This is a genomic window from Lysobacter sp. A421 (assembly GCF_054052145.1).
Genome location: NZ_JBSVRL010000002.1, coordinates 354,920 through 369,183, shown reverse-complemented (window position 1 = coordinate 369,183; position 14,264 = coordinate 354,920). Strand labels below are relative to the sequence as shown.

The 14,264-nt window shown below is 66.5% G+C and carries 16 protein-coding genes; 7 read left to right on the top strand and 9 right to left on the bottom strand.

The window, feature by feature from the left end:
• Window positions 1-174 precede the first annotated feature (174 nt).
• From ACW7G6_RS07130 to ACW7G6_RS07115, 4 genes are read left to right on the top strand one after another with little or no spacing between them, the layout of a single operon-like run.
• Complete coding sequence (locus ACW7G6_RS07130) at window positions 175-1,392, top strand: beta-ketoacyl-[acyl-carrier-protein] synthase family protein (protein ID WP_456997893.1); 1,218 nt, start codon at window positions 175-177, stop codon at window positions 1,390-1,392.
• Window positions 1,389-2,192 (top strand): beta-ketoacyl synthase chain length factor, encoded by an 804-nt coding sequence (locus tag ACW7G6_RS07125; protein WP_456978004.1) that lies wholly within the window; start codon window positions 1,389-1,391, stop codon window positions 2,190-2,192. The genes ACW7G6_RS07130 and ACW7G6_RS07125 overlap by 4 nt, the downstream gene beginning before the upstream one ends.
• On the top strand, window positions 2,185-3,027 hold the full coding sequence (locus ACW7G6_RS07120; RefSeq protein ID WP_456978003.1) for a glycosyltransferase family 2 protein: 843 nt from the start codon (window positions 2,185-2,187) through the stop codon (window positions 3,025-3,027). Before ACW7G6_RS07125 ends, ACW7G6_RS07120 begins: the two co-directional genes overlap by 8 nt.
• Complete coding sequence (locus ACW7G6_RS07115) at window positions 3,024-4,730, top strand: NAD(P)/FAD-dependent oxidoreductase (protein ID WP_456978002.1); 1,707 nt, start codon at window positions 3,024-3,026, stop codon at window positions 4,728-4,730. Before ACW7G6_RS07120 ends, ACW7G6_RS07115 begins: the two co-directional genes overlap by 4 nt.
• On the opposite strand, the gene ACW7G6_RS07110 is transcribed toward ACW7G6_RS07115, so the two are convergent.
• Both ACW7G6_RS07110 and fabG read right to left on the bottom strand, forming a co-directional pair.
• Window positions 4,684-5,151 (bottom strand): hypothetical protein, encoded by a 468-nt coding sequence (locus tag ACW7G6_RS07110; protein ID WP_456978001.1) that lies wholly within the window; start codon window positions 5,149-5,151, stop codon window positions 4,684-4,686. The genes ACW7G6_RS07115 and ACW7G6_RS07110 overlap by 47 nt on opposite strands.
• 56 nt (window positions 5,152-5,207) lie before the next feature.
• Window positions 5,208-5,945 carry a 3-oxoacyl-ACP reductase FabG gene (gene fabG, locus ACW7G6_RS07105; RefSeq protein WP_456978805.1) on the bottom strand — a complete coding sequence of 246 codons (738 nt, stop codon included), beginning with the start codon at window positions 5,943-5,945 and terminating at the stop codon, window positions 5,208-5,210.
• Between the two features lie 519 nt (window positions 5,946-6,464).
• On the opposite strand from fabG, the gene ACW7G6_RS07100 reads away from it, so the two are divergent.
• The gene (locus ACW7G6_RS07100; RefSeq protein ID WP_456978000.1) at window positions 6,465-6,854 is read left to right on the top strand and encodes a hypothetical protein; all 390 of its coding nucleotides are present in this window, start codon (window positions 6,465-6,467) and stop codon (window positions 6,852-6,854) included.
• 155 nt (window positions 6,855-7,009) lie between these two features.
• On the opposite strand, the gene ACW7G6_RS07095 is transcribed toward ACW7G6_RS07100, so the two are convergent.
• From ACW7G6_RS07095 to ACW7G6_RS07065, 7 genes are all read right to left on the bottom strand, one after another.
• Window positions 7,010-7,402 carry a phosphotransferase gene (locus ACW7G6_RS07095; RefSeq protein ID WP_456998134.1) on the bottom strand — a complete coding sequence of 131 codons (393 nt, stop codon included), beginning with the start codon at window positions 7,400-7,402 and terminating at the stop codon, window positions 7,010-7,012.
• Window positions 7,403-7,466: 64 nt separating this feature from the next.
• The gene (locus ACW7G6_RS07090) at window positions 7,467-9,848 is read right to left on the bottom strand and encodes an MMPL family transporter (protein WP_456997892.1); all 2,382 of its coding nucleotides are present in this window, start codon (window positions 9,846-9,848) and stop codon (window positions 7,467-7,469) included.
• A gap of 10 nt (window positions 9,849-9,858) precedes the next feature.
• Window positions 9,859-10,563 carry a LolA-related protein gene (locus ACW7G6_RS07085; protein ID WP_456997891.1) on the bottom strand — a complete coding sequence of 235 codons (705 nt, stop codon included), beginning with the start codon at window positions 10,561-10,563 and terminating at the stop codon, window positions 9,859-9,861.
• Complete coding sequence (locus tag ACW7G6_RS07080; RefSeq protein WP_456997890.1) at window positions 10,490-11,461, bottom strand: acyltransferase; 972 nt, start codon at window positions 11,459-11,461, stop codon at window positions 10,490-10,492. Before ACW7G6_RS07080 ends, ACW7G6_RS07085 begins: the two co-directional genes overlap by 74 nt.
• Window positions 11,458-11,754, bottom strand: coding sequence for a hypothetical protein (locus ACW7G6_RS07075; protein ID WP_456997889.1), 297 nt, complete (start codon window positions 11,752-11,754; stop codon window positions 11,458-11,460). Before ACW7G6_RS07075 ends, ACW7G6_RS07080 begins: the two co-directional genes overlap by 4 nt.
• 73 nt (window positions 11,755-11,827) lie before the next feature.
• Window positions 11,828-12,511, bottom strand: a complete 684-nt coding sequence (locus tag ACW7G6_RS07070) for a ketosynthase (protein ID WP_456997888.1) — start codon at window positions 12,509-12,511, stop codon at window positions 11,828-11,830.
• 27 nt (window positions 12,512-12,538) lie between these two features.
• Window positions 12,539-12,808 carry a phosphopantetheine-binding protein gene (locus tag ACW7G6_RS07065; protein WP_456977994.1) on the bottom strand — a complete coding sequence of 90 codons (270 nt, stop codon included), beginning with the start codon at window positions 12,806-12,808 and terminating at the stop codon, window positions 12,539-12,541.
• Between the two features lie 99 nt (window positions 12,809-12,907).
• On the opposite strand from ACW7G6_RS07065, the gene ACW7G6_RS07060 reads away from it, so the two are divergent.
• On the top strand, window positions 12,908-13,933 hold the full coding sequence (locus ACW7G6_RS07060) for a chorismate transformation enzyme, FkbO/Hyg5 family (protein ID WP_456997887.1): 1,026 nt from the start codon (window positions 12,908-12,910) through the stop codon (window positions 13,931-13,933).
• Window positions 13,934-14,005: 72 nt separating this feature from the next.
• Window positions 14,006-14,254, top strand: coding sequence for a hypothetical protein (locus tag ACW7G6_RS07055; RefSeq protein ID WP_456977992.1), 249 nt, complete (start codon window positions 14,006-14,008; stop codon window positions 14,252-14,254).
• Window positions 14,255-14,264 lie beyond the last annotated feature (10 nt).

Genomic DNA, 14,264 nt, shown 5'->3' with positions numbered 1-14,264 from the left:
ACGCCACCAGCGGTAGGCTGGCGCGACGTAGACCATAAACCGGAACCATCATGCCGCGCTCGGCGGGTGCCGCTTATACTCGCGCGCTGTACGACGCGAGCGATCGACCACCCAACCCGCTTACAGGATCTCCGAGTGTCGCCAGCCTCCATCTCGCCCCGCTCCCCTGCCCCGATGACTCCGCTTGCGCTGCGGGCCTGGACCGCGACCACCGCACTGGGTTGCGGCATTCAGGCCCAGCGCTCGGCCCTGCTTGAACGCCGCAGCGGCTTGCGCCAAAACGATTTCGGCCCGCTGACCGACGGCCAGCCATTGCCGTGCTGGATCGGTCGGGTCGATGGGCTGGAAGATGCGCCGTTGCCGCCGGCATTCGCCAACTGGGAGTGCCGCAACAACCGCCTGGCCTGGCTCGCGTTGCAGCAAGACGGCCTGCCGGACGCGCTGGCAGAGACAATCGCAAAGCATGGCGCCGACCGCATCGCGTTGGTGCTGGGCACGTCGACCTCCAGCATCGGCGCCAGCGAGGAGGCCTATCGGCGACTGGAAGCCGGGACCGACGGCAATCCGCACTTCCCCGCCGACATGCATCGCCCCATCGTCCACACCGTGCATTCGTTGAGTGACTTCGTCCGCCACGCCACTGGCCTGCGCGGACCGTGCGTCACCGTTGCCACCGCCTGCTCGTCCAGCGCCAAGGTGTTTGCCCAGGCCGCGCGACTGATCCAGGCAGGGCTGGTCGATGCGGCCCTGGTCGGCGGCGTGGATACCCTGTGCGGCAGCGTGTTGTATGGCTTCGGTTCGCTGCAGGTGGTGTCGCCGGATCCGTGCAAGCCGTTCGATGCGAATCGCCGCGGCCTGTCACTCGGGGAAGCGGGTGGTTTCGCACTGCTGGAGCGCGCGCAACCCGGCGAGACCGGCTTGCAGCTGCGCGGCTATGGCGAATCCAGCGATGCCCACCACATGTCCAGTCCGCACCCCGAAGGTCTGGGGGCGCAGTACGCGATGCGCGATGCACTGGCCCGCGCCGGGATCGATGCCGTGCAGGTCGGCTACCTCAACCTGCACGGCACGGCGACGCCGGCCAACGACGGCATCGAAGCGGCGGCGGTGGATGCGATCTTCCCGGCCACCCTGCATGCCAGCTCGACCAAGGGCTGGACCGGCCATACCCTGGGCGCGGCCGGCATCGTCGAGTCGGTGTTCGCCCTGCTCGCACTGGAGCACGGATTGCTGCCGGGCACGCTGAACAGCGACACGCCCGATCCGGCCTGCGGTGCCCAGATCCGCTTCGACAATGCCCACGCCGGGGCCGCGTCTTCGCTTTCCCACGCGATGAACAATTCGTTCGGCTTCGGCGGCAACAACTGCTCGCTGGTATTCGGCCGGTCATGACCCGCCCGCTCACCGCTACCATCGAGGGCATCGGGTTCTGGGCCGATGGATTGCCGTCCTGGGACGCCGCGTGCGCGTTCGTTGCCGACGGAACGCGGCCGGCCACGGCCCCCAAACGTCCATCACCACAGTTGCTCGCGCCCAACGAGCGCCGGCGCGCGCCAGGCACCGTCGCGGTGGCACTGGAGGTGGCATTGGCCGCCTGCCAGGCCGCCGGGCGTGATCCGGCCGAGCTGCCGTCGGTGTTTGCCTCCACCCACGGCGAGCTGGCAATCACCGACTACATGTGCGCGACCCTCGCCAACCAGCCCGAGACGATTTCGCCGACCCGTTTCCACAACTCGGTGCACAACGCGGCCGCCGGCTACTGGACCATCGGTACCGGCGCGATGCAGCCGACTACCGCGATCAGCGCCTTCGATGCCACCTTCGCCCAGGGCCTGCTGGAGGCGCTGGTGCAACTGGCCACTGGCGAGGAGGCGGTGTTGCTGGTCGGCTATGACAGCGCCACGACCGGCCCACTGGCCGAGGTCTCGCGCAGCGAAGGGGTGTTGGGTGGTGCGCTGTTGCTGTCACGCGATCCGCAGCCGGGTGCGCCGCGGATCCAGGTCGCATTCATCGATGGCGACGCGCCCGTCGCAACCGGTGCGCTCGCACGTCATTCGGCCGCCAACGCGATGGCGCCGGCGCTGCCGCTGTTTGATGCGCTTGCCACCGGTCAGCCCGTCGTCACGCTGAATGCCGGGCCGGGACGGATACTGCAGGTCACGATCGTCCCACCGGAGGCTGCGCATGGCTGAACGCCTGGATCGCAACAACATCGCCGTGGTGATCCCAGCGCTCAACGAGGCCTTGCGCATCCGCGGGGTGGTTGAGGGAGCATTGGCCGAGTGCCGCAACGTGATCCTGGTCGACGATGGTTCCGACGACGAGACCCTGGCCCGGGTCGCCGGGTTGCCCATCACGGTACTGCGCCACCCGTCTCGCCTCGGCAAGGGCGCCAGCTTGCGCGACGGGTTCCAGGAGGCGCTGCGACTGGGCGCCAAGGCGATCGTGACGATGGACGGCGACGGCCAGCACAGCGCCAGCGACATCCCGCGACTGATCGATGCCGCCAACCGCTACCCCGACCACATCGTGATCGCTGCGCGGATGCGCAAACGCGCCCGACAACCCCGTTACCGGCGGCTGGCGAATGCGTTCGGCGACTGGGGCATTGCCTGGGGCACCGGCTACCAGGTCGCCGACAGCCAGAGCGGCCAGCGCCTGTATCCGGCGGCGGTGGCCGCGTTGGACGACGTGCCCGGTGACGACTTCGTGTTCGAAGCCCAGATCCTGATCTCGGCGGCACGCGAGCTGGGTGCACGTTGCGTGTCGGTGCCGATCGAATCACGCTACCAGTGCGCGGCGCCGGGAGCCGGAGCCGATCATCTTCCGCCGACCGAATCGTTCCGCCGCAGCCATTTCCGGCCGCTGCGCGACTTCACCCGGATCACCGTGCACATCGTGCGCCAGTCGCTGCACCCACTGCAGATGCCAGCGACCTACCGCCGTATCCGCGCCAACCCGCCGCTGATCCACGACCCGACTGGCGAGTTCGTCAGCGCACCAGCGCCGCAGACAGCCAGCTCATGAGCCAACCCGCCATCACCGACGTGGTGATCCTGGGCGGAGGACTTGCAGGCTTGTGCCTGGCGATACAACTCAAGCAGCGTGACCCCGATATCCAGGTGACGGTGCTGGAGCGCAACACCCATCCGGTGCGCGAGGCGGCGTTCAAGGTCGGCGAATCCACCGTCGAAATTGCCGCGCATTATTTTGCCGAAGTGCTCGGCTTGCACGACTACCTGGATCGCGAGCACATCCGGAAGTTCGGATTCCGGTTCTTCTTCAGCGAGGGCCGCCAGGAAGTGGACCGCTGCACCGAGCTGGGAATCAGCGAGTTCCTGCCGGCACCGTCCTGGCAGCTCGACCGCGGCCGGTTCGAAAACTATCTGGGCCTGCACGCGCGCAGCCTCGGGGTGGATTTTCGCGATGGCACGGTGGTGCGTGGAATCGAAATGGGCGGGAGTGACCAACCGCATGCCGTGCGCTTCGAGCATGCTGGCAGCAGCGACTCGTTGCAGGCGCGCTGGCTGGTCGACGCCAGCGGGCGCGCCGGGCTGCTCAAGCACAAACTTGGCCTGGCCGAGCCCAACGACCACGACGTCAACGCGGCCTGGTGGCGCGTGGACGGCCATGTCGATCCCGCCGACTGGTCCAGCAACGAGGCGTGGTTGCAACGCTGCAAGCCGCCACTGCGCTGGCAGTCGACCAACCACATGTGTGGCCCGGGCTATTGGTTCTGGCTGATTCCGCTGTCGTCCGACTCGCACTCGCTGGGCATCGTGTGCGATGCGCGGATGCATCCACTGGCGACCATGAATACCCACGACAAGGCGATGGCCTGGCTGGCCGAGCACCAGCCGCGGATGGCCCAGGCGCTGGGGCAGGACAAGCATCGCGTACAGGACTTCAAGTTCCTGCGTCACTTCTCGCACGGCTGCACACAGGTGTTCAGTGCCGACCGCTGGGCGATCACCGGCGTCGCCGGGGTGTTCCTGGACCCGTTCTATTCGCCCGGCAGCGACTTCATCGCGATCAGCAACAGCTACGTCTGCGACCTGATCGGCAAGGATCGCGCTGGCCAGCCATTCGCCGCTCACGCGGAGATCTACCAGCAGCTGTACTTCTCGTTCTACCGCAGCACCCTGACTTTGTACCAGGACCAGTACCCGTTGTTCGGCGATGCCCGGGTGATGCCGCTGAAGGTGATCTGGGACTACACCTATTACTGGTCGGTACTGGCGCCGCTGTTCATCAGCGCGCGACTCACGGCGCTACCGATACTGGGCCGGCTGCGCGGAACGCTGGAGCGCGCCAGCTCGCTCAACGCGGCCATGCAACCGCTGCTGCGTGGGTGGGGCGAGCGCAACGCCGGGCAATCCAGCAGCATCAACGGCCCGCTGGATGGCCGCGACCTGGACCAGTACCCGATCGACTGGTTCCGCCGCATCAACGCCGCGATCAGCGACGAGCTGGACGACGACCCCTTCGTCGCCCGCGTGGGCGAAAACGTCGCGTTGATGACGCGGTTGGCGACCCAGTTGCTGGCGCGGGCGCGCAGCGAGTACCCGCACATTGACGACCACGGACTGACTGCGCTGCTGGGCGGCGCGATCAACAAAGGCAGGATCGACGATGACAGCGCGCCGATGCTGGAGCCGTTCTGGTACGGAACAGCGCCAGCAATCAATCCGCAGGAACGATCGGGCGCGACTGCACCGGCGGTGGATTGAACACGTAGACCGCTATCCCGGCCGCGTGCTTCTGGGTCGGGCTGATATCCACCCCGATGCCGCCAGTGACGTGGCTGCGACCGCCAAAGCGGCCACTGCCGACCCCGATGCCGACGTTGCTGCCGCCGTAGCCTTCCGCCGCGCCTTGAAACAGCACGCCGTTGGCGCCCAGGGCGGCCGCGGCCACCCGCAGCTTGCCGATCACCGCGTTCATCTTGTTCTGCTCGCCATAGGTGAAGCCACCGCTGGAGGTCTCCAGGATCGCAATCTCCTCATAACGCCCCGGCGGCGGGGAGAAATAGACCCGGACCTGGGCCGGCGCGATGGCCGGGCGGGCCGGACCAAGCATGACCTTGGAGGTGCTGGCGCAGCCACTGGCAGCCAGCGCAAGGCACACAACGAGCGCAGTCTTCATTCGCATGGCGAAACTCCTCGGGGTCGCCCGAGTGGACACAGTTGATTTGAGTATCGCCCTGATCAGCCCATCCCGCCATTAACGCCGATGACCTGGCCATTGATGTAGCCGGCATCCCGCGAGCACAGGAAGCCGACCAGGGCGGCGACCTCGGCGGGTTGCCCGGCGCGGCCGGCGGGGACCATCTGCTTGATCATCTCCGGTGCAAACGCCTGGTCAGCCATACGACCTTCGATCACTCCCGGCGCGACCACGTTGACGGTGATCCCGCGGCTGGCCATCTCCCGGGCCAGGGATTTGCTGGCGCCATGCAGTGCCGACTTGGCGGCGGCATAGTTGCACTGGCCGCGGTTTCCCAATACCGCGGCGACCGAGGACACGCTGACGACCCGGCCCCAACGCGTGCGTGCCATCGGCAGCAGCAGCGGTTGGGTGACGTTGAAGAAACCATGCACGGATACGTCGATCACCCGTCGCCACTGCTCCTCGTCCATCCCGGCCATCGGCGCGTCGTCATGGATACCCGCATTGTTGATCACCACCTGGATCGGGCCATCGAGCAGCAAGGTATCGATCGCCGTGCGCGTCGCGGCACCGTCGGTGACATCGAAGCCGACCGCCTGCGCGCTGCCGCCTTCGTGGTGGATCGCCGCGACCACCTGGGCCGCGCGCTCGAGGTTGGCATTGGCATGGACGATGACATGCAGGCCATCGGCCGCCAGCCGCGCGCAGATCGCGCTGCCGATATCGCCACTGCCGCCAGTGACCAGTGCACGACGCGGAATGTATGGTTCAGTGATGAGGAGTCTCCTTATCCGTCTCGTACGGCGAATGACTTGCCGACCACAGATTGTCCACCAAAAAAGGGCTTCCACGAGGAGACGGCAGAGAACATGCGCAGAAGCCACGTTAGCTCTTGTGACCCACTTGGGAACAGGCCGACCGGGACTGGCAGGCCGCTGGAAACGCACAAAAGGCGTGTCGCGCCTAGAGGCGGAAAGACCGCAACATTAAGCCTCTAGCGTCGTAGCACCGCGTCGAACGCGCGGTTCCGGACGATGCGGATGGCAACGGACGGTGATTGCACGGCAATGCTCGTTTTACAATTGAGCGCGTTGAACAAGTCTCTCGGGAGGCTTTTTTCTCCAGGGAGGTCGTGGATAGGGGGAAAGACGTCACAGGACCTTGAAACCGCCCTCGTAATGCAAATTGCATGTGAAGATATTCAATGAATAACGCATATTTAACAGGTTTTTAATCTCGCTCATGATAGCCGTACAGAGTGGCACTCAAGTCACGTATAGAGCAGGAGGATAAGGATGCTTCTGAAATCGCTCAAATCACTCTCATTGGCACTTGTTATCACGTTATGCGCCAGCTTTACCTTCACACCCTCCGCTTTGGCTGCCGGCTCCCCGCAGGCGCAAAGTATCAGCATTGACTCGCTAACCCAGGAGCTGCAGAGAGAGGCTTCGAAATACAACGCCACCGTATCGAATGTCGAAATAAAACAGACAAGTAGGACTGTTGGCGCTCGCACTGGAACGCAATTTGGTGCTCAAGGTGCAACCAGCTGCACTATGACTGCGACGGTAAGCATTCCGGGTGGGACCGGGATCACCATATCCGTGACTGCGGATACTTGCGAGGAGGCAGCTTCAATGCTCGCTTCCGCCATCGCACGAGCATATGCAGTCATCGCGCCATGATGGTTAATAGCTGCCGCCGCGCGTAGATGTAAACAGAGCCGACCTTTGCCAGGTCGGCTCTTCTCGCAGTAGATGCAGTGCCACGCTTGCTAGCCTCCGACTCGGAAAAAAGCTTGCAAGTGGTGCTTCAGCAAAACTACGGCAAGTCTTAGCCACTAGCGCGAAGTTCGCGACTGTGGCATCACCGCCGCACGTCCTTCGGCCAGCAGAACACTAGCGTGGCTGATCCGAAAGCTGTACTGCCAGCCGTTGTCGCCGCCGATCAGCAGTCGCGCCTCGGCTTCCAGATCGCCTTCAAGCCGGTCGATCCGGGCAACCTGCAATTCCACCGCACGCAGGGCCACCAGCATGCCCGGGCGAGCAATTGCGCCGGCGAGTTGCGCCAGCAGCCCGCCATGCACCGCCATCGCCTGCGCGCCGTATTCGCACAGATGGATCGCACGCAGGCAGTCGTGGCTGCGCAGCGGGTGGGCGGGATCGCGATGGCGCGCGGTGCGCAGATGGATGACGTCCGCGTCCCAGTCCAGCACCTCGTCCCACAGGCACATCTGGCCCTGGTGCGGGATCAGGCGGGCAATCTGGTCGCGCTCGACGGGCCGGCTCACAGGCGGCTCACAGGCGACTCCGCGCCAGGTCCCGTGACGTTGCCACCGACGGTTTGCCGGTTGCGTCCTGGCGCACTATCAACAACGCCAGCACGAAATTGAACAACACGCCCATCGCCACGGTACTGCCGATCGCACGCAACACCGGGATGCTGGAGCTGGCCAACAGCGCAAACACCAGCAGCGTCGCCAGGCTGCACACCACGATCGCATGCAGCGCGCGCAGCTGGCTGTCGCGATCGTCCCCGGCGTGATCGAAGAACAATCCGTAGTCCAGGCCCAGCCCGGCGGCGAGGATCAGCGCGACCAGGTGGAACAGGTTCAGCTCCACGCCCAGCCCGCGCAACACCGCCAGCAGCAGCAACGTGGCCAGGGCCATCGGCGCGACCACGCGCAACGCCCGGCGCCAGTCACGCAGCGCCGCCCACACGGTGGCAATCAACAGCACCGCGGCCAACGCCAACGCCCACAACAGACGCTCGCGGTACTCGGCCACCAGTGACTCGGACGCCTGCTTGAGGTCCAGCAACGTCGCGCCATGCGGTTCGATCGCGCGGGCGACGGCAACCGGATCGGTCAGCCCGCTGAGGGCGACCAGGGCCGTGACATGCCCATCGCCGCGCACCAGCAAGCCCTCGACGCTCGCCGCCAGCGGCGTCCCGGCCAGATCATCGACCGTCAACGGTGGCGCAACGCGTGCCGCCGCCACATCCGCCAGGAACGGCGCAAAGACGTCGCTTCGGAAGGGACTGGCCGCCACCGCCTCTTCCAGCGTTGCCTCCAGGACGGTGGCGTCGGGCAGCCGCGCCTGGCGCGCGCGTTGGGTAGCGGCGCTGGGCAGGTAGCGTGCGGCCAGCTCGAACCCCTGCACCAGCCCGTCGTCGCGCAACTGCCGCAGTACCGGTTGCAGGCGCTCGGAAGCCTGCAGGACCGATTCGGTGTCATCGGCCTGCAGGGTCACCAGGTAGCGCACGTCGGGAGCACCCAGCTCGCCGCGCAGCTCGCCATCCAGGGCCAGCAGGTGCTCCGGCACCGGGGTCAACCTGGACAGGTCGTTCTGCCAGAACGACCCCGGAGCGAATCCGGCGACGGCAGCGGCCACGAGCGCCAGCAAGACGCATGACACCACCCCCATCCGCGGCCAGCCCGAGAACCGTCGCCATAACAGCGCCATGGTCGGTGAAGCCGCGGCATCGTATGGATTTCCGCCGTTCTCGGCGGTATCGATCAGGCCCGGCAGCAGGAAACGCGTCGCCAGCGCGGCAACGCCGAGACCGGCAATGGTGAACACCGCCAGCTGCTTCAGGCCTTCCACGCCCGATACCAGGAAGGTCAGGTAGGCGATGCAGGTCGCAACCACGCCGGTGCCCAGGGTTGGCCACAGCTCACGCGCGTTGTCCCACGGCGACAAACCGGGCCGCTGGTGGCTGATCAGGTGGATGGGATAGTCCTGGGCGACCCCGATCAGGGTGAAGCCGAATGCCACGGTGATCCCGTGCACGCCATCAAACCCCAACGCGACCGCAGCCAGACCGGCCAGTCCACCGCTGGCCAGCGGCAATGCACCCAGCAGTGGTGCCTTCCAGCTGCGGTAGGCGAGCAGCAGCAGCAGCGCGAACACCAGCCCGTCCAGGGTGCCGATCAAGCTGGCTTCACGCTGGGTGCGTCCGCCAATCTCCACCGAAAATGCGCCGGGCCCGGTCATCAACAGTTGCGCCGGACTGTCACCACGAACCTGTGCAAACGCGTGTTCGATCGCGGTCACCGCCATCTGCTGGCCGCTTGGGTCGAACCCCGCCGCCTGCGTTTGCACCGCGAGCAAGGCGCGTTCGCCGGCTTGATCGAACCACACTCCGTGCAGGCGCCGCGGTGCGCTTTCGGGTTGCCAGTCCTCCGCCAGTGCGAGGATTTCCAGGGTCGGATCGGCCGGCAGCAGCGGCTCGATCAGCGCGGCTGCCGGCGAGCCCAGATCCTGCACCCTCGCCTGCAGCTGCTCGGCCAGGTAGTCCTCATCCAGCGGCTGCGAGTCGAGGGTGTCGGACAGCAGGTATCGATAAGGTCGCAACCGCTCCGGGATCGCCTCCAACCCGGCCACGCCGCCATTGGCAACCAGGCTGAACTGCTCATCGCCGGCCAGCACCTGCCGCAACGCGGTGGACTGTCGCGCCAGTGCCTGTGGGTCATCGTCGGACAGTGCCAGCAACAACAAACGCGAACCTGGACCTTCGCCAAGCTCATCAATCAACATCTTCTGCTCGGGCGTGCGCGCCTCGGGCATGAACTTGCGCAGGTCGCCGCTGAGCTGCAGGTGCTGGCCGACCCACCAGCCCGCCGCCAGCAACAGCGCCAGCCACGCCAGCGCCCACCCCAACCGCCACGCAGCGCTCATCGTTGCGGACTCATTGCGCCGCCGCGCTGCTGTGGTGGCATAGCCTGGTCAGACCGGCGGCATCGTCGACACCCACCGCGTCGCGTGCGGCGCCCGCCAACAAGGTGCGTTGCGGCGCCGGGTCGGCGGTGGTCCGGGTCTCGATGCAGCGCAGCTCCGCGCCTTGGCCATACAGGGTGATATCGCGCAGCTTCCCGGCCAATTGCGGGTCCTTCGGCACCATGGTCATCGTCCATTGCTGGCGGCTGCCGTCACTGGTGACGGCATAGAGTTGCTGCAGCGTGGTGTGATCACCGGACAACAGCGCACCAAAACTTGCCTGCAGGCTGGCCAGCTCCGGGGCCCGGCTCAACGAGAACGTACGTGGCGATTTCCCGGCGCGCTCGAGAGTCGCCTCGCCCGCGGTAATGGTGGTGGTTTCCGCGTAGGGCGTGCGCACCTCACGTACCAACACGCCGTCCGCCGGCCGGCGGTACTCGCCGCTGAGCCGCAATGGGCTCTTCAGCAAAGACGACTCGCGCAGCTCGACGAAGGCGGTACGCATCGGTGCCGGTCGCGCCAGCCGCGCCAGGATCCAGTCGCTGTCCACCTGGTTGGCGGCCGTTGCCGGACTGGCGGCCGCCGTCTGCGGCGCGGCCGGCTCAGCCGTCGCGATGGCCGGCAGCAACGCGCCGGTCAGTGTCAGTGCCAGGGCGGTGGAGATCGATCGCATCATCATCGGCTTGCCAGAAGTCATAGAAGTTGAACCAGTTGTACGGGGCAATGCCTGCATGGTGCTGCAAGCGGCTGGCGTAACCCTGAACGAGGGCGGCCAGCTTGGCAGGGCGCTCCCTGCGCGGTATCGAGAGCCCTTCACTGATCACCTCGAACACCAGGTCGTAGCGGTTGCCGCCGCGATACAGCCCGAAACCCAGCACCAGCGGCACATCGAGCACACTGGCCAACTGCCAGGGCGCCAGCGGGAAGCGGGCGACATCGCCCAGAAACTCGACCGGGTGCGAGGATTGTCCCGGCTGGACGCGGTCGACCAGCAGCGCGACCAGCGCACCGGCATCGGTGGCTTCCTTGATGGCCAGCAACACCGAAGGCCCGCCCTGGCCTGCATCGATCACGGTACGTGCAACGGCGGGGTTGAGCGTATCCAGCAAGGCGGTCAGGGTCGGGTTGTGGCCAACATCCAACACCACCCGCAACTGGACCTCGGGATGGGTGGTGGCGAGCACGCGCAGCACCTCGAAGCTGCCAAGGTGGGAGCCAAACATCAGCGCACCACGGCCGCGCGCGAGCTGGCCCAGCAACGCCGGCGCGCCCTGCACACGCACATCGAAACGGTTCAGCTCGCCGCCCAACAGGAACACCCGATCCAGGATGGTGGCGGCAAACGCGTGGATATGACGGGCGACCTCGATCAGTGGGGCGCGCCGGCCCAGCACCCGGGTCAGGTAGGCGCGTGACGCGCGCCGCTCCGGGCCACGCATGAGCAGAAAGTAGCCGGTGATTGGAACCAGCAGCAGCCGCGCCGGCCAGCGTCCCGCACCACGAGCGATAGCGGCGATCATCCGCAACGCAGTGCGGTTGCCACCCTCGGGGCGCCGCTGCCAGAGCCCGTTCACCCTGCTGCTCCGCCCATGAGGTCGCCCCGGGCCAATACGGTGTCTCCACGCAATACCAGGAAACGCCAGCCGGCAGGCTCCAACCGGGTCAGCTCCACCCGGGCGGGCTGGCCAGGCAACAACGGCTGCAGGAACTTCACCTGTGGCAGGCGCAGGCCCCCCAGCTCCAACCCGGGCTGCATCAGCTCAACCGCATCCAGGACCCGGTCCAGCAGGACCACGCCGGGGACCAGCGCATTGCCGGGGAAATGTCCCGGCAGGCTGGGGTGGTCGGGCGGGATCACGAATGGCATCGACGGCACGGCAATCCTGGATTGCAATGGGGCCGACAAGGATAAGCCAGCACCGCTGCGGCGGTCAGTGGGGTCAGTCGCGCCAGAAGCGCGGGCCGAGCGCGGCCATGCGGCGCAGGAAATCAATAAAACCCCGATACGGGGCATCCGGGAACAGGCGCTTGCGCAGCAGGTACTCGCCAGCGAAGAAGGCGCCGATGATGCCGTAGTCGAGCAGGTTGGCGAACCACGACCAGACCTGCTGCGACACGCTGACCAGCGGCGGCTGGCCGAGGCGGACCAGCAGGCCGTCGGGCACGGCGATCATCGCCAGCACGCCATCGGCCAGCGCCAGGGTACCGAGCAACAGCGCCCAGGCCAGCGTAAGCCGACGGGTGTAACGCTGCAGCCGGGGTTCCAGCGCAGCGGGCTCGCAGGCTTCCATCGCTGCGGCGATCCGGCTGATCAATGGCACCCGGCCCGGCCGCAGGCTGCGGCCAAACCACCACGACACCAGCGCGGTGAACAGCATTGGTGGTGCCAGCAGCAACAACACCGGGATGTCGCCGTCATGAAGCGACCACAGCCCGGCCACGGCCAGCAACATCACCGCCCAGGCCCAGCCCCGCAGGCGCACCAATGGCACCAGCAGCACGACCAGCACCAGATCGGCCAGCGCCACCGACGCCAGCAGGTTGTCGCCATCGACGCTGGCGCGATGGGCCAGCAACGGATAGGCGACGGCCAGCACCAACCGCGCGACCACCAGGGCCGTCATTGACAGGTCGTCAGCATGGTTTCGGGGTCAGGCGGTTTTGTGTTGTTCGACATGCGCCGACAACGCGGCCAGGGAGGCAAACACGCGACGGTTTTCCTCATTGTCCGAACGCAGCTGGAACCCGTGCACCTTGCTGATCGCCAAGGCCAGTTCCAGCGCATCGATCGAGTCCAGACCCAGCCCGTCACCAAACAGCGGCGCCTGCGGGTCGATCTGCGCCGGCTCGACATCCTCCAGATTCAGGCTTTCAACCAGCAATTGCGCCAAGGCGGCCTCGGCAGGAGTTTGTACGGGCATTGACAGGTTCCAGGACAATTCAAAGAGGTAACGATCCGGCATGCCGCGCCCCGGCGCAACCACACGGGCGTGCACGGGCCACCGGCTATCATGGGCGCCATGATCCAGCCCGACCCTGAACCCTTGATCCACGGCTCCCACCCGCATCCGACGCCGGCCTGCCTGGCGGTCGATTACGTCCACCAGGACCTGGCCGAACTGCTCGCCGCGGACGACACCCTGGCGGTGTTTGGTTTTGGCGACGCCGCACCCTGCCATGACGATCCCCGCTACCTGCGGGTGGGCCTGCAACCTCTCGGCAAGGCACCGCTGGAAGCCTGGCGCGCCAGCCCTGGCGTGCAACGCGGCCGTGAGGGCGATGTGGCCTGGGCCGAGGATGGCGCGCTGCAATTTGGTGCCATCGAGATCGACGAGCCTGCGGGTGAGGATATCGGTGCCGCCGCCGAGAGCGCCTATCGCGAACTGCTCGCGTTCACGGCCAGGCGCGGCTACCCGCACCTGCTGCGAATCTGGAACTACCTGGACGCGATCACCGACGGTGACGGCGATGGCGAGCGTTATCGCCGCTTCTGCGTCGGCCGCGCCATCGGGCTGGGTGAGTTCGATGCCGCGCAACTGCCCGCCGCGACCGCCATCGGCCGCGTCGATGGCCAGCGTCGCCTGCAGGTCTACTGGCTGGCGGCGAAGACGCCCGGAACCGCGGTGGAGAACCCGCGCCAAATCAGCGCCTGGCAGTACCCGCGCCGCTATGGCCCGCGTTCGCCCAGCTTCGCTCGCGCAATGCTGCCGTCGCCCGGCAGCACCATGCCGCTGCTGCTGTCGGGCACTGCGGCCATCGTCGGCCACGAGTCGCGGCATGCCGACGCGATCGAGACCCAGCTCGACGAGACCTTGGCCAATTTCGACAGCCTGATTGGCGCCGCCCGCCGCCTTCGACCCGGAGTGCCGACCAGTTTCGGTGCCGGCTCGCACTTGAAGGTCTACGTGCGCGACCCTGCCGAACTGGACAACATGGCCGCGATGCTGGAGCAACGGCTGGCACCGGACGTGCCGCGGATCATCCTGCATGCCACGATCTGCCGACGCGAATTGCGAATGGAAATCGACGGCACGCATGACCTTTGATCCTCGCCCGCCGGCGACCAGTGCGCGACAATGGGCACCTTGAACCAGCGACGGCATCACGGAGAAACCAGCATGGGATTGATCAGCCTGTTATGGGGCATTGTCGCGATGATCTGGATGGTGATTGCACTCATACCGATCATCGGCATCACCAACTGGCTACTGATTCCGTTCGCCGCGGTCGGCGCGGTCATCGCCGCCATCGGCATTGCGTTCACCCGTAGCCAGAACCGTGGCCGGGCGAAGGCCGGGCTGGTGATGAACGGTATCGTGATCATCGTCGCCATCGTTCGCCTGAGCCTGGGTGGCGGGCTCTTCTGACTGGCGGGCG